This is a genomic window from Paraburkholderia humisilvae (assembly GCF_902859855.1).
GTDB lineage: Bacteria > Pseudomonadota > Gammaproteobacteria > Burkholderiales > Burkholderiaceae > Paraburkholderia > Paraburkholderia humisilvae.
The window spans coordinates 224,893-246,440 of record NZ_CADIKH010000005.1 but is presented as its reverse complement, the minus strand read 5'-3'; the positions used below and the strand labels follow the sequence as shown (position 1 = coordinate 246,440).

Here is a 21,548-nt window from a genome sequence, read left to right as displayed (position 1 = left end):
GCCGTTCTATTCCTTCGCATTCGTATCGAGCGAGCGTGGCTGCGCTGTACCTTATTCGCCGCTTGCGTCACATGACAGTGCGTCGCTTCAATGGCGTGCATGTTGCGATTGCATGCTTCGATTGCATGAGTCAAAGCGGGCAGCGTGCCAGCACGGCCCAGCCGCCCACCCATTCGCCCGCTTCCTTACGCAGGGCCTGCGCGTCGATACGCACATCGGCAAACTCCGCTGCGGCAAGACACTGCTGTACGTACGCGCGACTGTGCTGATAACGGCCGCTCGGGGTGAGTGCGTAGCCGCCTTCATGCGTATCCAACCTTGCTTCAAGGCTGAAAACCAAGCGGCCGCCGGCGCGCAATGCCCGGCGCGCGAGTGCGAGCACCTCGTCGAGTTCGCCGAAATAGACAAGCGTATCCGCGCACAGAATGAGGTCGTAAGCGTGCGTATGCGCTTGCAGGTACACGCCCAGTTCACCGCTGACCAGCTCGTCGTAGCAACCGCGCAGGCGCGCCCGTTCAAGCATCCCTTCCGAAAGATCGACGCCCACCAGGGTTCGCGACCGCGCGCGCAGCAACGGCCCGCACAGGCCGGTGCCGCAGCCGGCATCGAGCACGTCGAGGCTGTCGCCGATGTCGCCGAGCGCGTCCACCAGCGCTTGCGGCGCGCGATAACCGAGATTCTTCAGCAACTGTTCGTCGAAACTCGCGGCAAAGCCGTCGAACAGCTCCCGCACGTAGTCGTCATTGGCGCGCGGCGGCGCGTCGGTCGTGCCGCACGCGGCGAGCATATGCCGCGGTATCGGATTGCGCGGATCGATCGATGCCCAGTCGCGGTATACCTGTGCGGCCTCGTCGATGCTGCCAAGGCCGTACAGCGCGACACCGAGCGACTCCAGCGCTTGCACGTTGCCGCGATCGAGTCGATACGCGTGCCGGAAGCGCTCGACCGCGTGTTCGATGTCCTCACGCGCGCGCGCGTGATTGCACAGAAAACGCCCGAACTGATAGTGCGCGCGCGGCTCGTCCGGCCGCCGGTCGAGCCATTGCTGATAAGCGCTGCGCGCGTCGTCATCGCGCGCCTGCGCTTCCAGCACGACGGCCAGATTGCCCAATGCCTGCGGATGCGCCGCCGCGATGTGCAGCGCACGCCGGTAACAGGCCTCGGCCTCTTCGAGCCTGCCGCATTCCTTGTGGATATTGCCGAGATTGCTGTGCGCATCCGCGTGACCGGGTGTCAGACGCAGCGACCGGCTCACCAGTTCGACGGCCTGGTCGCTCTGCCCGCGCTGGTGATGCAGCACACCCAGGTAATGCAGCGCGTCCGGCTGCGCCGCGCGCAACGTCAACACGCGGCGGTATAGGCGTTCCGCCGTGTCGAGTTGGCCCGCCTGGTGCGCCTGCACGGCCTGCTGCAAGGTGATCGTCAATGCGGGCCTTGCGGACGTCGGCTTGCGATGGCTGGACAGGTTTTGCATGGTCGATTCCGATAATGAGTGTTGCGTCTTTCGCCGGCTTGCGTGAAAGCGGCATCAGCTCACACCCAGCGCGCCGAGCACCGGGTTGTCGAGACCGCCCTCGAGAAACGCCGCGAACGGCTTCAGCAGATGCTTGCGCAGCGCGCCGTCGGGCGGCGCCTCGCCGGGCTGCGCGAGGTGCGCGACGATCTCGTCGCTGCTGCTGATGCTGTAACCACTATCGCTGATGTATTCCGCGCTCCAGCCGCGCAGTTCGTCGAGGTGATTCACGCCGGCCGCATACTGGCCCTCGGTGATCGGCGTATTTTCCGCAGCGAACATCTGCAGGAAATGCATTTTGCTGATCAGTCCGCTATTCAACGCGAGCGCGGACACGACCGGCACGTCGAGCGCGTAGTCCCTGAACCATGCGTTGAACTCGAATGGCCTGGTATGAATCTGCAACGCCTCGCGGCGCTCCCATTTGCCTTTGGCGTCCGCGAAGAATTTCTTCAGCTTGCGGATCTCATACAGCCGCCATGCGGTCTTGACCAGAATCTCAACGATCGCGGTGACGAAATTGACGATCGTCGACGCGCCGACCGAGCCGATCTGCATGCCCAGTTGGGCGCCGGACTTCAACGCGGTGTAGAGATTCGTCGCGACGCCGATATTCATCGCGCGCTCGATGCCGTTGACGATTGCGGTCGGCGTGCCGAGCATCAGTTGCGTTTTGCGGCTGCCGGCCCACGCCTTGTAGCGCTCGAAACTCGATTCAATGAGCTTGTACAGACTCGTCGCGAGCTCGAACGACCCGCCGAGGATTTCGCCGACCGCATCCGACAGGAACCGACCGGTCAGGTAATCGCACAGCGAGCGCAGCGCAGCGCCGCCGTGCTCGTCCCACTGCCCGACCACGTATTCCCACGCCTTCCTGAAGTAGTCGTAGATCGTGTCGGAGAGCTTTTTGTCGTTGCCGTTGAGCGCCTGGCCGCGCTTGTCCAGCAGGCTGCGCGAGCTGACCGTGCGCGTCTGCTCGGTGGCGGCCGGCGCACGGCTTGCGGCCGCCGCGGCGGGTTGACCGGGCCGGTTCGCGGCGGCCCGCTCGTCGAGTTTGTCGGCGGCCTTTTCGATCGCGGAGCGGCCGCCTGAGCTCAGGCCCTGCTGCACCTTGCCGATCACGTTCTGGGCGCCCGCGCTGCCGACCGAGCTGCCGAACGTGAGCCCCGCGTCGGTCATATCGAGCACGCCGCCCGTGATAATGCTGAAGATGCCGTCGTCGCAGTCGAGCTTGCCGAACAGATACAGCAGGCCGAGCCGCGAATGCGCAAGATCGGCGCCCATAAACGACGGCACGCCGAACGCCGTATCGGTGTCGCCATCCTTGTAAAGCACCGCATGCAGCTCGCTGAACGCGTACATCTCGTCATTACGCTTGCTCTTGAGCCATTCATCCCCTTTGCCGTGCTTCCTGCGCCAGTTGCTGAACGCGGTTTTCAGGCGAATCAGGCTGTCGCCGCTCGGCACGCGCAGGTACGTATCCAGGTGGCCGTCGAGCACCTGGAGTTCGGCGCTGCGCGGCAGCATCGTTCTTTTGGTGCGCTGCAGCCATTGCTCGAAGGTGAACGGTATCTTGGGCAGCGTCGTGTGGATTTCGGGCATGATCTTGCTCCGGACAGACAGGTTCAAGGGGTGGTTGACGGGCCGGCTTTGACGAGCGCGACGCCGCACACGAAGCCGGCGTTTGCGCCCTCGGGTGCGCGCATGTCACACGAACGCATACGAGAACGCTCCGCTTTGCACCGTGACGCCGATACGGCTCACCGTGCGCGCGTCGATCGTGCGCGTCAGCAGTTCGCGCGAGATATCGGGCAGCATCGTGTTGGTCAGAATCGCGTCGATCATCCGTCCGCCCGATTCGCTCTCGGTGCAGCGGCTCACGACCAGTTGCACGACCGCGTCGTCGTACACGAACGACACCCGGTAGTGCGCTTCGATGCGCTTGCGGATGCGCTCGAGTTGCAGCTTGACGATCTCGCCGAGCATTGCGTCGCCAAGCGGGTAATACGGAATCGCCACAAGGCGGCCAAGCAGCGCGGGCGGAAACACCTTAAGCAGCGGCTCGCGCAACGCCTTCGCCATGCCGGCGGGGTCAGGCAGCAGATCCGGGTCCTTGCAAAGACCCGCGATCAGGTCGGTGCCCGCGTTCGTGGTGAGCAGAATCAGCGTGTTCTTGAAGTCGATCAGACGGCCTTCGCCATCTTCCATCACGCCCTTGTCGAACACCTGGAAGAAAATTTCGTGCACGTCTGGGTGGGCTTTCTCCACCTCGTCAAGCAGCACAACCGAATACGGCTTGCGGCGCACCGCCTCGGTCAGCACACCGCCTTCGCCGTAACCGACGTAGCCCGGCGGCGCACCCTTGAGCGTCGAGACCGTATGGGCCTCCTGGAACTCGCTCATGTTGATCGTGATCAGGTTCTGCTCGCCGCCGTACAGCGCTTCGGCAAGCGCAAGCGCCGTCTCGGTCTTGCCGACGCCCGAGGTGCCGGCGAGCAGGAACACCCCGATCGGCTTGTTGGGGTTGTCGAGCCCAGCGCGTGAGGTCTGGATGCGTTTCGCGATCATCTCCATCGCGTGGTCCTGACCGATCACGCGCTGGCCCATCACGCTCGCGAGCTTCATCACGGTTTCGAGCTCGCTGCGCAGCATGCGACCCACCGGAATGCCGGTCCAGTCGGCCACCACCGAGGCGACCGCCTGATAGTCGACGCTTGCGAGAATCAGCGGCGTTTCGCCTTGCAGCCCGGCCAGTTTCGCCTGCAGCGTCTTCAGTTCCTCGAGGGCGGCTGCGCGCGCATCGCCGTCCAGCGCCGGTGGCGTCTGGTCGCGCCCGCGCGCCGTCGAACCGGCTTCGGTGGCCGCTTCGAGTGTGCTGCCCGTGCCTTCGACCGGCGCGGCGTCGCCGCGCAATTGCGCGCGCAACGCGAGCACCGGTTCGACCAGCGCCTTCTCTTGCGCCCATGCGGCTTCGAGCCGCTCGAGGCGAACCTGTTGCACCGCGAGCCGCTCGTTTGCCGCCTGTTCGCGCCCGGCCACGTCGACACCGACATTCTTTTCACGCACGATGATCGCGAGCTCGGTCTGCAACGCATCGATGCGCTTGCGAGTATCGTCGACCTCGGCCGGCACCGCGTGCTGGCTGATCGCGACCCGCGCGCAGGCGGTGTCGAGCAGGCTCACCGCCTTGTCCGGCAACTGGCGCGCGGGAATGTAGCGATGCGACAGCTTGACCGCGGCTTCCAGCGCCTCGTCGAGAATTTGCACGCGATGATGCTGCTCCATCACGCTCGCGACGCCGCGCATCATCAGGATGCCTTTCTCTTCGCCCGGCTCGTCGACCTGCACGGTCTGAAAGCGGCGCGTGAGCGCGGGGTCTTTCTCGATGTGCTTCCGGTATTCGGCCCATGTGGTCGCACCGATCGTGCGCAGATTGCCGCGGGCGAGCGCGGGCTTCAGCAGATTCGCCGCGTCGCCGGTGCCGGCCGCGCCGCCGGCGCCGACCAGCGTGTGTGCTTCGTCGATAAAGAGAATCACCGGGTGCGGCGAGGCCTGCACTTCGTCGATCACCTGGCGCAGGCGGTTCTCAAACTCGCCCTTCATGCTGGCGCCCGCTTGCAGCAAGCCCACATCGAGCGTGCGCACCTGCACGTCGGCGAGTGGCGGCGGCACGTCGCCCGCCGCGATGCGCAGCGCGAACCCCTCGACGACCGCCGTCTTGCCCACGCCCGCTTCGCCGACCAGCATCGGGTTATTCTGCCGCCGGCGCATCAGGATATCGACGACCTGGCGAATTTCCGCGTCGCGTCCGACGATCGGATCGAGCCTGCCGCTGCGCGCCTGCCCGGTCAGATCGACGGTGAATTGCTGCAGCGCCTGGCCCTTGCCCATCTGCGCGGGCGCGAGCGCGCCGCTCGTTTCGCCCGGCGCCGCGGCGCCGACCTGGAAGCCGTCGGTCGCGTGCTGACGTTCCTCCGGCGAGCCATCGACGATCGCGCTGAAATGGTCGGCCAGCGCCTCGGGCCCGATCTTCGCGAACTCGCCGGAGACACCGTGCAGCGCATGGCGCAGGTGCCGCGTGCGCAGCATACCGACCATCAGATAGCCGGTGCGCACCTGCGTTTCGCCGAACATCAGCGTGGCGAACACCCACGCGCGTTCGACCGCCTCCTCGACCTCGCCGGACAGATCGGAGATCGAAGTAGAGCCGCGCGGCAGCCGCTCGAGCATCTCGGTGATATCGCGCGCGAGATTCGACGGATTCAGCTCGAAATGCCTGATGATGCGGTGCAGATCCGAGTCCTGCAGTTGCAGGATCTGGTGAATCCAGTGCGCGAGCTCGACATACGGATTGCCGCGCAGCTTGCAGAACACAGTGGCGCTTTCGATGCCCCGATAGGCAAGCGCATTGAGCTTGCCGAACAACGCAGTGCGGCTGATCTCGGCCATGGGTTTATCCCTTTGATGGTTGAATACACAACGGTGTGGTTGGCATCGGCTTCACCCGACCGCGTTCAGTACGGCTTCGTCGGCATCGGCGCTTTTCGCGTAGCGGCCAAGCCAGCTGTTCAGTCCCATACGGCCTGCGTGGCCGAGATGGGTCAGCGGCACGTCCTCTTTCTTCAGCACCAGTTGCAGGTCCCAGGCTTTCTCGTCGCCGACATAGGTGCGCACCGCGGCGGCGAACTGCTTGAGCGCATCGCTGCCCGGCAGGAAGCGGTTGAACTCATGCAGACTGAGCGGCCCCACGCGCAACCGGAAACGTTGCTGCGCGCCGCGCACGTGCGCGCCTAGCACGGCGGTCCGCCCGATGCCGGCCATCGCGACGCCGATGCGCAGATGCGCGTCCTCAGGCAAGCGCATCCACTCGGCGACGAACTCGAGCACGCGTACCGGCACATTGAAGAAATGCTCGAGCAGACGCTGCAAACCTTCCGCATTGCGCGCTTGCGGCACGAGCCGCCCGGCGAAGAAGCGCTTGAACTGATCGGGCAGCGCGTCGCGTCCGTCGAGATGCGGGGTGGCCATGCCGATCAGCGCGCCCACATAGGTGCGGAATCGGTCTTGCTCGGGGCGGTCCAGTTGCACGGTCGGCTGCGCGTCCGCCCAGGCGCGGTAGAACAGGCTCATCATCCGATGGTGGAAGATGTCGGCGAACGCGACGAGCGTCGGATCTTTCGCGTTGCGCTGGCGCTCCATCGCGTACTCGGTCAGATGCAGCGGCAGTGCGCCGTTCGGCCCGAATAGACCCAGAAACAGACCGTAGAGTCTCGGCGGCCGCTGCGCCGTACCTGACTCGTAGCGATCGATGCTGCGCGGCGCAAACCCGAGCGATGCGGTGTGCGCGAGGCGCACCGGGTCCTCCGCGGGGCGCGTCGAATGCGCGAGCCGCGGCCGCGCGGGATACGCGCATTCGAGCCTGCGCATCGCCTCGAAGAACTCGAAGTCCTGCGGGCGAGTGCGCAACGCGTCTTCGAGCGCTACAGGATCGGGCGCTTGCCGAGCGTCGCGGGCCATCGGGCCACCTCATTGCGTTCGAGTGTGCGCAATACGGTTTCGGTAAACGAGTTCAGCGAAACGTAACGCGCAAAGAAATGTCGCAGTACCGAGCCGAGCAGGAAGGCGCCGGTGCCTTCGAACGCGGCATCGTCGCAGGTCAACGTAATCTCCAGACCCCGGCCATAGGTAATCGGTCCCGGCACCGGCACCCGACGGGTGATCGGCGTCGCGGCGACGTGCTTGATGCCCTCCAGTTGCCGCCGCGCGGTGGCATCGAATTCGTCGCAGTACAGGTTCAGCATTTCGCGCAGCGCGGCAGCGCCCTGCTCGCCACCGGCGTCGAGCAGCGACAGGTAGTTCAACTGCAGATGGCTGATCAGCCGCCACGCGGTCTCTCCGGTTGCGCTCGCCGCGCGCGGCCGCGTCGGACCCGCGACGCAGCGGATCGCCGCCACGGGCGCGTCGGTATCGAGCGTGAAGTCGGTGTAGGACTTGCCGACCGGCATATGCAGCGGCAGGTCGCGGTTCGTGCACAGCAGCCGCATGCCGAGCTGGCGCAACGCCGTCGAATACGGTGCATCGTTGGCATCGACGAGCGCGATAAACGTCTCGCTGCCGACATAGCTCGAGCGCGCGCCGCGCTCCTTCTGGCGGCTCGACAGCAGCCGCGGTTCACGCCGCAGCGTGTAGAACGCGCCGTGCGCGCTGTGCCACGTGCGTTCAGTACAGTCATAGAACGGCAGAAAGGTCTGTTCGGGTTCCTGACGGTCACCGAATCCCTGTACCTCGCTCACGCCATGCACCTCGAAATCCATCGGCCGCGTGCGATCGCCGAGCACGTGATATTCGGTGCGCCCTTGCTGCAGATGGATACGGTCCGAGCGGCGCTCGAACAGGTTGATGGCCGGCGTGCAGAAGAGCCGGAAATGGCTCGCGTCCACCGCATTGTGCAAGCGCGCGATACTGCGCTCGAGCCACACGACGATTTCGAACTCATTGCCCTGCGCGCGCGCAAGCGCACTGCGCAACCCGGTGAATTCCACGAACAGAAAACGCTCCGGACACGCGAAATACTCCTGCAGCAGACGATAACCGCTAAACGAACGATCGCCGCACGGCAGCAGCGCATCGCTTTCGTCGAAGCCTCGCGCGAGCAGCGCCGACGCGTCGCGATGCTCGTCGGCGCATGCGCCGCCGGCTACGGGCACGCGCACCGTGTAGCCGGTTGCATTCGCATGCAGTTGCTCGTAAAGCAGCTTCGGCAGTTCGTCGGCGCCGGCGAGAAAAACCGGCAGGCTGTCGAGCGCGAGCATTTTCGCCGGCACGCTGGAGAGTGTCCTGAACTTCAGGCGCAGGCCGGCGCGCGCCGGGCGCGCGCCGGGCGCAACCAGCCCCGCCGCCGCCAGCGCCGCTGGTGTTTCGTAGTACCGCGCTTCGCTCAGCTCCAGCGGCCACAGCGTGACTTCATGCGCGGTGCGGTATTCGCACGGCGTACGCTCGCCAAAGCCAATCAGGCTGCGCAGCACCGTGTGCCGCGCGACCGCATGTCCGGCAGGCGGCAGATCTTCGGCGACATCCGGCGAGAGCTGTACGACCGCCATCGACGGAACCGGCGCGAGGTAATGCGGGTAGATCATTTCCAGCAGATGCTGGGTGAACACCGGGTACTGCGCATCGAGCTTCAGTTGCACGCGCCCGGCGAGAAACGCGAAGCCTTCAAGCAGCCGCTCGACATACGGGTCCGCGCACTCGAAGCCTTCGAGGCCTAGCCGGCCGGCAATCTTCGGGTACTCGCGTGCGAACTCGGCGCCCATCTCGCGGACGTGCTGCAGTTCCCGGTTGTAATAACGCAGAAGGCGCGGGTCCATGAGCGTCAACCGTAGTAGTGCTGCGACACGTCGAACTCGCCGGTCTCGAGATCCACTTCCGTGCGCAGATACAGCGACAGCGGCATCGGTTGCGCCCACATTTCCGCTTCGATCCGCAAGCTCAGCGAACGGCTGTCCATGCGTGAACCGTCGACGCCCACGGTCACCTGCACGGTGCCGCCGATCAGCCGCGGCTCGAAGTTGATCAATGTGGCGCGGATGCGGTTTTGCAGCACGCCGGCGTCGATCCCGGACAACGCGGCGCCGGTCAGGTCGGGAATGCCGAAGTTCAGCACCGAGTTGTCCACTTCCGGATACGCGGCAAGCTCCGCGCTGTCCCATTGGCGCGTGCAGTTGAGCAGCCACGCGATATCGCGGGTCACGCATTCGCGCAGGCGCGCCGCGGTGATCACGCGCTGTTCGCGGCTTTCCTCGGACTGCTCCGGCTGCTGATCGGTCAGCCGGTCGAGCAGCGACGGCTGCAGCCGCTCCTGGGGCATCAATTCAGCCATTCGTGCGCTCCGCTCAGCATGTTTCGAACGTCAGCGTGCGCACGTCGAGCAGCGGATAGTCGCCCGCTTCGGTCACGAACATCCGCTGGCCGCTGCCGACGTAGCAAACCTCGCCGCACCCGGTCCAATCGGTACGCGCCGCCAGCACGATCGCCGGATCGGCCGAGCGGTCGCTGCCGTCGTAGCGGCACGGCACGAAGCCAACGGCGTCGCCGCCGTTGCGCCACGTGATCCGTACCGGCGCCCAGACCTTGTCGCGCAGGTCTGTCGGCGCGTCGAAATGCAACGCGCTCAAGCGCGAAAACGGCACCCATGCATAGCCACCGTTCACGATCAGCTCAAGACAGGGGCCCAACCGCGAGTCGGCATCCGCGATCCATTCGAACGGCGCACCGTCGATCGAGCCGCGTACCGCGTCGGCCGCCTCGAACGCCTGCTCTCGCAGCGCGTGCGCTTCGTCGATGCGGCCCTGCCGCTGCCATTGCAGCGCCTGCAGCAGCAGGGCCTGCCATCCGGATGGCTCGCCGGGCATGGTCGGGGTACGGGCGCCTGAGAACACCTCGGCACGCTCGCGCTCGCCGCGCAACGCGAGCTGGTAGGCGGACACCATCAGCGCATTGCGCGCATCGAGCTCACCCGCCACTTCGAGCTGATTGGCGGCGCGCTCCCATTGCCCCAGCAACGCGAGCAACTGGAACAGGAATACGCGCCTCGCCGCGTCGGCGGGATGCGCTCTGACCTGTGCGGTCAAGGCCTGCAACGCGTCGATCAGACGACGCTCCTTGAGCAGGGTTTCGGGGTCGGCGGCGTCGGTGGAAGTCGTCACGATAGGGAGTCGGGAGCGTTTCGCTGCAACGGGAAACAACGAAACAGAGCCATGAAACCGGCGCTGCCCATGCGATCAATGCGCGATCAATGCGCGATCAATGCGCACGCGAATCTGACCGCATGGACGAAGCGTGCTTGCTTTACTGCTTGGCGACCTGCTGGATGTCGTAAGTGAAATCCTTCGTGCCGCCGTTTGCCTTGCCCTCGTCGTCCTGCGGCTGGAACGAGTACTTGAACTTGCCGAAGTGCAGCGTGATGTTTTCGGTCAGACGCTCGTCGCCGCCGCTGCCGCCGGTCGAAACCGACGTGACCAATACGCCTTCGCTGAGCTCGAGCGTCACGAAGTCGGTTTGCTGGCCGGTCGCGTTAGTCACGTACAGGTACGCGTTATCGACGCGCGCGCCGGTGCAGACCGCCTGCAGGATCGCATTCGAGCAGCTGTCGACGTATTTCGTGACTGTGATGTCCTGGATGTTGGCCTTCCCGCCCGATGCATAGCCCGCGCCGGTATGCAGGTTGCCGGTGTTGCTGCAGCCCCATGACCACGCGATGATCGGCACTTCGCCCTTGTGCTTCGAGTGGTTCGAAGCGCCCTGGATGGTCACCGCGCCGGTGCCGAATTTCAAGTGCATGTCGAATGCCATTTCACATCTCTCCTCGTTTGCAGATAGGTGCTCGCAGACTGGCGAACGATAGGCGCGCGCTGCGCGATCGCCTCAGCCAGCCGTTGACAGAGGCGGCGCATACGCGCCGCGGGTTAGGCGGACTTCGCCGACGGCAGGCGGGACACGAGCCGCAGCGACGCGGTCAGCCCCTCCAGCTGGTAATGCGGTTTCAGGAAAAACTTCGATGTGTAGTAGCCGGGATTGCCTTCGACCTCCTCGACCACCACCTGCGCGGCGGCGAGCGGCTTGCGCGCTTTCGTTTCTTCGCTCGAGTTCACCGGGTCGCCGTCGACATAGTTCATCACCCAGTTCGACAGCCAGCTTTCCATCTGCTCGCGCGTGCTGAACGAGCCGATCTTGTCGCGCACAATGCACTTCAGGTAGTGCGCGAAACGGCAGCAGGCGAACATGTATGGCAAACGCGCGGACAGGTTGGCATTCGCGGTGGCGCCGGGGTCGTCGTACTCTTCGGGTTTGGCGACCGACTGCGCGCCGATAAATGCGGCCACGTCGGAGTTCTTGCGATGCACGAGCGGCATCAGGCCCATCTTGTCCAGTTCCGCCGAGCGGCGATCGGTAATCGCGATCTCGGTCGGGCACTTCATGTCAACGCCGCCGTCATCGCTCGGGAACGTGTGCACCGGCAGGTTTTCCACCGCGCCGCCGGATTCGACGCCGCGAATGCGCGTGCACCAGCCGTAGTATTTGAACGAGCGGTTGATGTTCACCGCCATCGCATACGCGGCGTTCTGCCACGTGTATTTCGACGAATCCGCGCCTTCGGTGTCTTCCTCGAAATCGAATTCTTCGACCGGGTCGGTCTTCGCGCCGTAGGGCAGACGCGCAAGCGTGCGCGGCATCGTCAACGCAAGATATTTCGCATCGTCCATCTCGCGCAACGAACGCCAGCCGGCATAGTCCGGCGTGCTGAAAATCATCGCGAGATCGCGCGGATTCGATAGTTCGTTCCAGCTCTCCATGCCGAGCAGGCTCGAACCGGCTGCCGAGATAAACGGTGCGTGCGCGGCCGCGGCGATTTGCGAAACGCCGCGCAGTAGCTCGATATCCTGCGGACTGTGATCGAAATAGTAGTCGCCGATCAAACATCCGTACGGCTCACCGCCCAGCTGGCCGTACTCCTCTTCATAGACCTTCTTGAACACCGGGCTCTGGTCCCATGCAATGCCTTTGAAGCGCTTCAGGTTCTTCGCCAGATCCTTCTTCGAGATGTTGAACACGCGGATCTTCAGCATCGTGTCGCTTTCGGTATTCGTCACGAGATGATGCAGGCCGCGCCACGCGCCTTCGAGCTTCTGGAAGTCGGCGTGATGCATGACCTGGTTCAGCTGCTCGCTCAACTTGCGATCGAGTTCGGCCACGTATGCATTGATCGTCTGCGTGACATCGTCCGACACGATGTGCGACTGGCTGAGCACCTGCTCGGCCAGCGTGCGCACAGCGGATTCGACCTCTTCTTTCGCGCGCTCGTTTTTCGGCTTGAAAGCCTTCGTGAGCAGGGCGGCAAAGTCATTGCCGTCGCCGGCTTCGGCTACGTCGGTGAGCGGGGCGTGCTCGACTTGCTTTTCGGTGTCCATGGTCGGCCTTATTCCTTCTCGGGTTCGGATGCGGAAGACTTCGGTGCGGAAGCGAGCGTCTGCAGCAGCGCCGGATCCTTGAGCGCCTCGGCAATCAACTTTTCGGCGCCGGCCTTACCGTCGAGATACGTACCGAGGTTCGCGAGCTGCGTGCGCGCTTCGAGCAGTTTCGCGAGCGAATCGACGTTGCGTGCCACGGCCGCCGGAGAAAAGTCGTCCATGCTTTCGAACGTGATGTCGACTTCGAGCTGGCCTTCACCGGTCAGCGTGTTCGGCACCGTGAAATTCGCGCGCGGCTTCATCGCCTGCATGCGGCTGTCGAAGTTGTCGACGTCAATCTCGAGCGCCTTGCGCTCTTCGATCGGCGGCAGATCGCCGGCGTTGGCGCCGGACAGGTCCGACAGCACGCCCATCACGAATGGGATTTGCACCATCTTCTGGGCGCCGTACAACTCGACGTCGTACTCGATCTGCACGCGCGGCGCCCGATTGCGCGCGATAAATTTCTGACTGCTCTGTCTGGTGGCCATGCGCTGTCTCCTTTGAGAGGCGTAAGGTGCGGGGGAATCGAAGGGCCAAGCTCCCGGGCCGTCGATGCGCTCGCGCACGTCTCGACCTTTGGTGGCTTTGCGCGTCGTCATGGGTAAGTCACCGGGTTGCTCCATCACGCGCTTCGCGATGCCGCACGGTGCAACACGTGCACGGCATGGCGCGTGAACGGATGGATTGCGGATTCGGGACGACGCGCCAGAGGCTTGGGGTCCGTGGCGACTGCTGTCCACGCACCTAAAACACGAAGGCTTCGTGATCTATTCCGCGATTTTTCGAACCTTGCATCGGTGTTGCGGAGTGCCGATACACGGCTGCTATATATGACGCCGGCCACTGCGGCTACCCATCCGATCGCCTTGCCCGAGCGTCCGCAACCCATTTAAACAACGGCAGCGTTTGGCCTGCGCGAGACAGAACATCCGAGGACCGGCTCACATTCCCTGATCGAATCAGGTCTGGATTCCTCAACGCCGAATACACGTTGCGGCCAGTCTCGTACGCGCGACATGAATGTCGGCGCACGAATGCGAAGCACGGAATAAGCAAGCGAGCACGGCTGTTGTGTCGATAGCTGTCGCAAGCCTTTAATGCAGCCAATTTCTTACAACCATTCGTTTGGCATTACACAGACAATTCCCTCGAATGATCTTCCGTATGCCGATCCGTTTCGCGCTGTTCGGGTTGATTGCCATCGCCGCACGTGCGCACGCAAGCTGGACAGTTGCGCAGGCGGACACGCCTGCCGCCGCGATCCACGACGCCCAGATGGTTCAGGTCGAGGTCGGGCAGCGCCTGGCCATCAACGACATCGTCGAGACACCGTCGAATGCGGGCATGCAGATTCAGGACGAGACGGGAGAAAACGTGCTCGCGCTGGGCCCCGGCACGCGCGTGCTGCTCGCACGCGATGCGCACATCGCATTGCTGCGTGGATGGATCAAAGCGCTCCATGCATGCAGCGCCGCCGTGAATTGCGCGGCGCCCGTGGTCGACACCGAGCGCGGCCGATACACGTTGGGCAACCATGCGACGATCGTCGTCGCGTCATCGCCACCCGGATACGACGATGCGGACGCGGTGTTCTGCGAGAGCGGCTCGGTCAGCGCGCTGTCCTTACCGAACGCACACGGCAGGCTTGCAGCGGTGCAACTGTCGGCCGGGCAGTTTGCTGCGCGCCGCGCGTCCAGCCCGTCGATGATCGAAGCGTCGCGGCCGGACGGCGCCTTTCTCGCTGCGATGCCCGTTGCGTTTCGCGATGAACTGCGTGCGCTGTCGCCTGCACCGGTCGCGCACGACAAGCCCTCCGGCACCGCGCGGCCCGTTGCATACGACGACGTGTCCGACTGGCTGCAGAGCAGCCTTACCGTGCGCACGCAGCCAGGCACCCGTTTCACGGACCGGTTTCGCGTGCGCTTGTCCGACCCCGCATTCCGGCGCGACGTCGACGCGCATCTGGGCACGCTGCCCGAATGGCGCGTGCTGTTGCATCCGCCCGCGCCACGTATCGTCCCGAGCGCCACGCCGCGCAGTCCGGCGTCGAGCGTGCCTCCTGTTTACCGTTCACTGTTTCTTCGCCCATGAAGCTGTCACTCGCGATCAAATTCAATCTGGTATTCATCACGATGTTCGCGATCGGACTCGCCGCTGCGGGAGTCGTCGCGGACCGTGTGCTGCAACAGCAGGCGCTCGACGAAACGCGCCACGACGCCGATGTGCTGGCCAGCGCGGCCAACGCGATGCAGAACTACACCGCGCAACACATTACGCCGCTGCTTGCGACCCAGATCAAGTACTCGTTCGTGCCGGAGTCGGTGCCCGCGTTCTCCGCGATCGAAATGCTCAATACGTTACAAGGCGCGTTTCCGAACTTTTCGTACAAGTCGGCGATGCTGAACCCGACCAACCCACGCGACCGTCCGACCGATTGGGAAACGGAAGTGATCGCGCATCTGCACGATCACCCGGAGCTAAAGGAAATCACCGGACAGCGGCGCACGCCCGGTGGCGAGCATCTGCTGTTTCTGGCGCGGCCGAGCCGCATCACCGATTCCGCCTGCCTGCAATGCCACAGCACGCCGTCCGCGGCGCCGCGCACAATGCTCGACAAGTACGGGCCGGCGAACGGCTTCGGCTGGACCATGCATGATGTGATCGGCGCGGAATTCGTTTCGGTGCCGATGTCGCAGTCGATCGCGCGCGGCCACGCGGTCTGGCGCAGCTTTATGGCGTCATTGACCGTCGTGTTTGTGGTGGTGCTGGTCGTGTTGAACGTGATGGTGCATTTTTTCGTCACACGCCGCCTGCAGGCACTGTCGCGCGCCGCCGACGAAGTGAGCCTCGGCAAGCTCGACGGCGTGGCACTGCCGACCGGCGGCGGCGATGAAATCGCGTCGCTGGCCGTCTCGTTCGGACGGATGCGCACGAGCCTCGTCGCGGCATTCGAGATTCTCGACGAAGCGAAACACTGAGCGAGGCGCGTCGCGCGTAACCTTGATGAACTGGCAAGCCGAACCGCTGCCGCAGCAGATTGGCCGCTACCGCGTCGAGCGTGTGCTTGGGCGCGGTGCGATGGGCGTGGTCTATCTGGCCACCGATCCGCACATCCAGCGGCACGTCGCGCTGAAGACGATCCGCACCGAGCTGCTGCGCGACGGGCCGGCGGGCGCGAGCAGCCTCGCCGATGCGCAACTGCCCGAGCGCTTCGTCAATGAAGCACGCGCGGCGGGACGCCTCGCGCATCCGCATATCGTCGCGGTGTTCGACTACGGCGAAGCAGATGGCGTTGCCTATATCGCGCTCGAGTACGTGCACGGCGAAAGTCTCGCCGAGCGGCTCGCGCAGCATGCGCAATGCGCCACCATGATGCCGCTGGCACGCGCACTCGTATGGTTCGCACAACTGCTGGATGCGCTTGCGTATGCACACGAGCTGGGCGTGATCCACCGCGACATCAAGCCGGCCAATCTGATGATCGCGCAGCGCGGCGAATGCAAAGTGACCGACTTCGGCATCGCGCAGCTCGACACCTCCCGGCTCACGCGGGCGGGAATGATGATCGGCACACCGAGCTATATGTCGCCGGAACAGTTTTCGGGCGCGGCAATCGATGCGCGCAGCGACCTGTTTTCCGCGGGTGTCGTGCTCTACGAAATGCTGACCGGCGCCTGCCCGTTCACCGGCACGCCGGCCGCCGTGATGCAGCAGGTGTTGAACGAGATGCCGCCGGCGCCGTCGCAACGCGTGGCCGGCTTGCCCACGGAGCTCGACACGATGGTGCTGAAGGCACTCGCGAAGCGGCCCGACGACCGCTACGCGTCGGCGCAAAGCTGGCGCATCGCGCTCCTGACGCTACTCGATACGCTGACAGCCGGTGATGATCCGGACCGCACCGTGCTGGTCGCTCCCCTTACGCGCGCGGCGCTCGAACCGCCGCAGCCGGCGCCCGCTGCGCCTGCCCCTGCTGTAACGCAATGGCCACCCGAACTGCTCGCGCAACTCGAACAACGGCTCGCGAGCTATGTCGGGCCGGTCGCGACGTTACTGATCCGGCGCGCGGCCGCGCAGTCCAGCGATTCGCAGATGTTGTCGGCGCAGCTTGCCCGGCACTTGCCTGACGATGCATCGCGGCGCGAGTTCGACGCGCTGCTCGCGCGCCATGCCGCGCATGCGCGCGCCACATCGGCGGGTTTGGCACCCGCAGCGGGTAGCGCGACACGCGGTACGGTGTTCGGCTCCACTGCCGGCGATGCCACGGTCGGCGCGCCCCTCGATCCGGAACGGATTGATGCCGCCACGCGCCGGCTTGCAAGCCACATCGGACCGATTGCGCGAATCGTCGCGGCGCGGGCCGCGCGCGGCGCCGATGCAGCGACCTTCCATGCGCGGCTGGCCGACGCGTTGCCGGCTACCGTCGATAAGGCGGCGTTTCTGCGCGAACTCGATGATCCGTCCACCTGATAGGACCGGTGCATGCTTGCGCGTGCAACCTTGCATGTTGCTCGCACGACGGCGGAGTGTCACGCGGGCGGTGGACCGCTGGAGCGGAGCGCGGTGCGTCAGTGCTCGCGTGAATCGCCGCTGCTGTCGCGCTGATCTGCCGTGTCAGGCTCTGCGAAAGCATTGAGCTGTGCCTGGTACGCTCGTGTAAACGGTTCGCGAAACGCGTGCTGGAAATCGTCGCCGGCGCGCTGCTTCGTCTGCTGCCACGTATCGACGTACACGCTCCACAGACGCGCCTCGCGACTCGACAACACCGCTTCGATGCGCCCGGCAGGGCGCAGGCGCGCCTCGATCTGCTCAGGCGCAAGCCCGGACAGCGCTTCGGCGAGCGTCGCACGTATGCCGGCGATCAGCGCCAGTTCGTGATCGCGCAAATCCTTGAAGGCTTCCCGCACCGCGTCGCGCGGGCCGAGCCATGCGGCGCCGTCGTTGCACAGCATCTGCGTGAGCGCCCCTTCGGCGTCCGGAAAGCACTTGAGCGGATTATTGTCGCGCGTGTCGATCATCGTCATCGCGACGTGTGTCTGCTGCTTTGCCGTCGGGCGCGCGCGCAGCACTTCCATCGTGCCGTGCAGTGCATCCCGCAGCAGCAAGCCGATCAGGCGCGCCAGTTCGTGCGGCGGGTGGTCGCTAATCCGCTGGCGGTCGACGCCGAGGCCTTCGAATAGCGCGGCCAGCACCGCGTCGGACGCCGCGGGCGCGGGCTGCTGGACCGCCGCAGCCGGCTCGCCAGCCAACCCAGGCGCGGCTTCGAACGCGGGCCGTGCGGGCGGCAAGAGCGGTGCGACACGCGTCACGGCGTCATCGCGCGACGCGTCGCCCCGCAGCACCGTCAGCGCGGCGGCGGGCGTCGCAAAGAACGGTTCGTCCGCGACCGGTGGGAACAGGTTGCCGCGCCGCGTCGGAGGGGGCGCATGACGCCCGGTTCGCGTATCGTCAGGCGGCCGCGCGGATGCGGTATCTGCGCACGGCGCGTGTTCCGGCGAGGCGATCAGTCCCGTACGTTCAAGCTCGAGCCCAATCACGTACGCGCCGATGCTTAACGTGTCGCCGTCGCACAAGCTCACTTCGCGCGATGCATCGGCTGCGTTGCCGTTGACGAGCGTCGGATTCGCGCCGATGTCGATCAGCACATAGCGCTCGCCGCGCCATTCGATACGCGCCTGCACGCGTGAAATCGCGCGCCGCCCATCGGCCAGCACGACCGTGCACGCGGAGTCGCGCCCGAGCGTCGCGCCCTGCGCATCGACGACCACGCTGCGTTTTGCCGATGGGCCACGGATATTGAGCGTCAGGGAAGGAATGGCGGACATGGTTCGGCCCTCGATCGGTCGTCGTTCGGCGGTTGGCTGAGTTCAACCGATACAACAGCCGGTCGACGCCGCTTATTCCCCACTCGACACGACGGTGAGGACGCCGCCTGCCGCGTCGTCTACTGGCCGGCGAACTCCACCCGGTTGCGCCCGCCGCGCTTCGCGCGATACAACGCAGCGTCCGCCAGGCCGTATGCGGTGTCGAAATCCGTGCCAGCCGGATTGACGCTCACGCCAAAGCTCGCAGTGATGCGACGGTTGACAGGCGGCGCGAAAACATAGCTGCCGATCGCCTCCCGCATGTTCTCGGCCTGCCGCAGCGCATCGGCGAGTTCGTGCCCGGGCAGCAGCACGGTGAATTCCTCACCCCCTACTCGTCCGATCATCCCTCGCTCGCCGACGTTGCGCCGCAGACAGTCGACGATGCCCAGGATCACCGCGTCGCCCGTCGGATGCCCAAAATCGTCGTTGACCCGTTTAAATTCGTCGATATCGAGCACGATCATGACCGCGCTGTTGGTGCGCAGTGCCTTGATGGTCCGCTCGATCACCGCGCTACGGTTGAATACGCCCGTTAGCGCGTCATGCGTCGCGCGATACGCCAACTGCTGCGTGAGCACCTGCATCTCACGCTCGGCCCGGTCGCTACGGCCAATCAGGCGCCGCGTCTCGCGCATCAGACGCTCGAAATGCCCGATCAGCTCGCCGAGCGACTGCCGGTATTCCCGCGCATCGGCATTGACGGCCCCATATATCGCGCGTGCCTTCTCCAGCGCCTCGTTTTCATTCTTGAACAGATCGGGCACATCGCCGACAGGCGGGTCCGGATAGGGAAGAGTGGCCACCTTTGTTATCCTTGGTGAGAGACGGGGCGATCGGTAAACTCGATCGCATGAAAATCCGCCTTGAGCTCTTCGCCGAATTCAAAAATGGTCTCGTCTTCTTCGTCGCGGTACCAGTTCATCAACACACGGCTTCCCGACTGCGCCGCCTGGTCCAGCGCGTCGAACATGCTGAACAGCATCTTGGTGCTGGAGCTGTTGAAATAGGTCAGCACGACATCGATGGTGATCACGGCGCCAACCGACTCCACCAGGTACTGACCCATCTGCTCAATGACAGGTGCGTAAAAGGCTGCCGCGTTCTCGGGATAGGACTCGCCCCTGAGCAACAACGAGTGCTGGTCGAAGCGAAAATCGACCTCCGGGGACGTCGCGGTTGCGGCAATATAAAGATTATCCATGGCTCGTGGGCCTCCTTACTCAGATGATGGCCATGAGGCAAAACAGCGTGGTTCCGGGTTCGTCGGCACGCGGATGAAAAGCAAATTCGAGCGGCGCGCTTGCGTCGCGCGCCATCGTCAGGAAACCTAACCCCGCGCCCTTGCTGTCCACCGGGGTTTCAGCGCGCAAGGTGACCTTGTAGGCCGCCTTGATTTCCTCAAGGGACATGTTGCGCAGCGGTTCCAGCTTGTTGCGCAGATGATCGACGTCGGCGGTCGCGATAGGATTGACGCATAGCATCAGGTGCCGTTCACCGTCCGTGCTGATGCATACCGCGCCTTCACGGATGGTCCCTCCGCCTGTGTCGTCCGGCTGCAGCGTGCCCGACGAATACTGGACGATATTCTGTGACAGTTCGACAAAGGACGAAAACAGCTTGCGGCGGGTCGGGCCGCTCACGCCCGCGACTTCCAGTTGCAGCTTCACGACCTCGCCCATCGCCGCCACGATGTTATGAGAGAAGTAGCCTTTGTGATAGAAAAGCACGTTACGCCGACGCGCCAGTTCAAAAAATGCGCTGTCTTGATCGAGTAGTTGGGACATCTCAGTAGTAGCTAAATGCGGACACAAAAAAGGGTGACGTCGTCGCGACGGCGCTGCCCGCCCTGCCATTCGGACAGCGCCCGGCGCAGGTTCTCGCAAATCGCCGCCGGTGCTTGCGCGCGGTGTTCGACAATCAGGTCCAACGCGCGGCGCCGGCCAAACGAGATATTGCGCGCGCCACCGATCTGATCGATCAGACCATCGGTGCAAACAAATAGCAGGCTGCCGGGCCGCAGCGCGACGACGCGCGGTGTCCACGCGTAGTCGACCAGGCTGTCGACATAGCCGACGCCCATGCGGTCGCCCGCAATCGTTTCGAAATGGTCGGCGTCCGGCTGCAGGATATGCAGCGCGATCCTCGCCCCGGCAAAATGCAGCTCGCTCCTGATTGCGTCAAACCAGAAGAACGCGGCGTCCAGGCCGTCGTTGGACTGGGGCACTTCACCGGCACGCTGCGCTTGCCCGAGCAAACCCTTCACGTTCCGGTTCACGGCCGCCAGCAGCGCGGCGGGATCGCTCGGGCCGAGCTTTTCGAGGACCTGAGACAGCGACGCCGACGCGAGCAGCGTCATGAACGCGCCAGGCACGCCGTGACCGGTGCAGTCGGCTACCGCGCCGAACCAGCCATGCGCAAACGCGGCGAAGTGATAGAAGTCTCCGCCCACCACGTCGCGCGGCTCCCACACCATCGCGGCATCCGGAAGTCTCGCGGACAGCGTCTCGCGCGACGCGCGCAGCATCGCGCGCTGGATCACGCTCGCGTATTCGATGCTTTGCATGATCTGGCGATTCTTTTCCGCCTGCATTTCCGCCACCGCGCCCATCAACTGCAGGCCGCTGCCCAGTCCGGCGAAGCAGCCGTCACGCGTCACGATAAAACCGTCGATAAGCGCCTTTTCGCCGGTCTCGACCGCCTTGAAGGTGAGCGCTTCAATGCTCATGCCGGCGTCGACGACCAGTGGCTCCTTGTCCATAAACGCGATGCAGCTTTTCCTGTCGTACAGTTCGCGGTGGAAAGGCTTGCTCATTTGCGACAGAAATATATCGCGGTTGATCAGGCCAATTGGCCGGTTCCCTTCAATGACGGCCAGACTGGCGACATCGCCGCGGGACGAAAAAATTTCCATCACGAATGAGTTGGAATCTTGTGCGTCGACGGCCGGGACTTCCTGACATAAATCGCCGGCAGAATGGGGATCGCCCTGCCTGGACGAGCGGCGAAACCGCGAAAACGCTGGGTGCATGGCGAGCGGGCCAAGGTGTGACAGGAAGCCAGCACGCTAATAGTTCTCTATGTCCTTTACGTGACAGATTCTACGGATTCGGGCATATATTAAACGCAAACGTTTCATTCGATACATTCATTTTTGCGGAAGAA

18 protein-coding genes are annotated in these 21,548 nt (G+C 64.5%); 3 read left to right on the top strand and 15 right to left on the bottom strand.

Annotated features, from left to right (window positions below; translation table 11 throughout):
• Positions 1-130: 130 nt before the first annotated feature.
• The 10 genes from HV796_RS07080 to tssB form a co-directional block, all read right to left on the bottom strand.
• Positions 131-1,474: a tetratricopeptide repeat protein gene (locus HV796_RS07080; RefSeq protein ID WP_175225749.1), complete on the bottom strand. Its 1,344-nt coding sequence runs from the start codon at positions 1,472-1,474 to the stop codon at positions 131-133.
• Positions 1,475-1,528: 54 nt separating this feature from the next.
• Positions 1,529-3,115: a hypothetical protein gene (locus HV796_RS07075; RefSeq protein WP_175225748.1), complete on the bottom strand. Its 1,587-nt coding sequence runs from the start codon at positions 3,113-3,115 to the stop codon at positions 1,529-1,531.
• Positions 3,116-3,220: 105 nt separating this feature from the next.
• On the bottom strand, positions 3,221-5,962 hold the full coding sequence (gene tssH / locus HV796_RS07070) for a type VI secretion system ATPase TssH (RefSeq protein ID WP_175225747.1): 2,742 nt from the start codon (positions 5,960-5,962) through the stop codon (positions 3,221-3,223).
• Between the two features lie 51 nt (positions 5,963-6,013).
• Positions 6,014-7,030, bottom strand: coding sequence for a type VI secretion system baseplate subunit TssG (gene tssG, locus HV796_RS07065; RefSeq protein ID WP_175225746.1), 1,017 nt, complete (start codon positions 7,028-7,030; stop codon positions 6,014-6,016).
• Positions 6,994-8,880 carry a type VI secretion system baseplate subunit TssF gene (tssF, locus tag HV796_RS07060; RefSeq protein WP_175225745.1) on the bottom strand — a complete coding sequence of 629 codons (1,887 nt, stop codon included), beginning with the start codon at positions 8,878-8,880 and terminating at the stop codon, positions 6,994-6,996. The genes tssG and tssF overlap by 37 nt, the downstream gene beginning before the upstream one ends.
• Positions 8,881-8,885: 5 nt before the next feature.
• On the bottom strand, positions 8,886-9,392 hold the full coding sequence (tssE, locus tag HV796_RS07055) for a type VI secretion system baseplate subunit TssE (protein ID WP_175225744.1): 507 nt from the start codon (positions 9,390-9,392) through the stop codon (positions 8,886-8,888).
• A 13-nt stretch (positions 9,393-9,405) separates the two neighbouring features.
• Positions 9,406-10,218: a type VI secretion system accessory protein TagJ gene (locus HV796_RS07050; RefSeq protein ID WP_246355727.1), complete on the bottom strand. Its 813-nt coding sequence runs from the start codon at positions 10,216-10,218 to the stop codon at positions 9,406-9,408.
• A 142-nt stretch (positions 10,219-10,360) separates the two neighbouring features.
• Entirely contained in the window at positions 10,361-10,864 is a 504-nt protein-coding gene (locus HV796_RS07045; RefSeq protein ID WP_175225743.1) for an Hcp family type VI secretion system effector, read from the bottom strand.
• Between the two features lie 113 nt (positions 10,865-10,977).
• Positions 10,978-12,480: a type VI secretion system contractile sheath large subunit gene (tssC, locus tag HV796_RS07040; RefSeq protein WP_175225742.1), complete on the bottom strand. Its 1,503-nt coding sequence runs from the start codon at positions 12,478-12,480 to the stop codon at positions 10,978-10,980.
• 8 nt (positions 12,481-12,488) lie between these two features.
• Positions 12,489-13,010, bottom strand: coding sequence for a type VI secretion system contractile sheath small subunit (gene tssB / locus HV796_RS07035; protein WP_175225741.1), 522 nt, complete (start codon positions 13,008-13,010; stop codon positions 12,489-12,491).
• Between the two features lie 676 nt (positions 13,011-13,686).
• Here tssB and HV796_RS07030 point away from each other — a divergent pair.
• From HV796_RS07030 to HV796_RS07020, 3 genes are read left to right on the top strand one after another with little or no spacing between them, the layout of a single operon-like run.
• The gene (locus tag HV796_RS07030) at positions 13,687-14,613 is read left to right on the top strand and encodes a hypothetical protein (RefSeq protein WP_175225740.1); all 927 of its coding nucleotides are present in this window, start codon (positions 13,687-13,689) and stop codon (positions 14,611-14,613) included.
• Positions 14,610-15,500, top strand: a complete 891-nt coding sequence (locus tag HV796_RS07025) for a c-type heme family protein (RefSeq protein ID WP_175225739.1) — start codon at positions 14,610-14,612, stop codon at positions 15,498-15,500. The genes HV796_RS07030 and HV796_RS07025 overlap by 4 nt, the downstream gene beginning before the upstream one ends.
• A 25-nt stretch (positions 15,501-15,525) precedes the next feature.
• Positions 15,526-16,989, top strand: coding sequence for a serine/threonine-protein kinase (locus HV796_RS07020; protein WP_175225738.1), 1,464 nt, complete (start codon positions 15,526-15,528; stop codon positions 16,987-16,989).
• Between the two features lie 98 nt (positions 16,990-17,087).
• Here the strand turns inward: HV796_RS07020 and tagH are convergent, their stop codons facing one another.
• The 5 genes from tagH to HV796_RS06995 all read right to left on the bottom strand — a co-directional run bounded on the left by tagH (position 17,088) and on the right by HV796_RS06995 (position 21,414).
• On the bottom strand, positions 17,088-18,344 hold the full coding sequence (tagH, locus tag HV796_RS07015; protein ID WP_175225737.1) for a type VI secretion system-associated FHA domain protein TagH: 1,257 nt from the start codon (positions 18,342-18,344) through the stop codon (positions 17,088-17,090).
• 119 nt (positions 18,345-18,463) lie between these two features.
• Positions 18,464-19,189, bottom strand: coding sequence for a GGDEF domain-containing protein (locus HV796_RS07010; protein WP_175225736.1), 726 nt, complete (start codon positions 19,187-19,189; stop codon positions 18,464-18,466).
• Between the two features lie 5 nt (positions 19,190-19,194).
• The gene (locus HV796_RS07005) at positions 19,195-19,587 is read right to left on the bottom strand and encodes a DUF1987 domain-containing protein (RefSeq protein WP_175225735.1); all 393 of its coding nucleotides are present in this window, start codon (positions 19,585-19,587) and stop codon (positions 19,195-19,197) included.
• A gap of 19 nt (positions 19,588-19,606) precedes the next feature.
• On the bottom strand, positions 19,607-20,170 hold the full coding sequence (locus tag HV796_RS07000) for a SiaB family protein kinase (RefSeq protein WP_175225800.1): 564 nt from the start codon (positions 20,168-20,170) through the stop codon (positions 19,607-19,609).
• A gap of 11 nt (positions 20,171-20,181) precedes the next feature.
• Positions 20,182-21,414, bottom strand: a complete 1,233-nt coding sequence (locus tag HV796_RS06995) for a SpoIIE family protein phosphatase (RefSeq protein ID WP_175225734.1) — start codon at positions 21,412-21,414, stop codon at positions 20,182-20,184.
• Positions 21,415-21,548 lie beyond the last annotated feature (134 nt).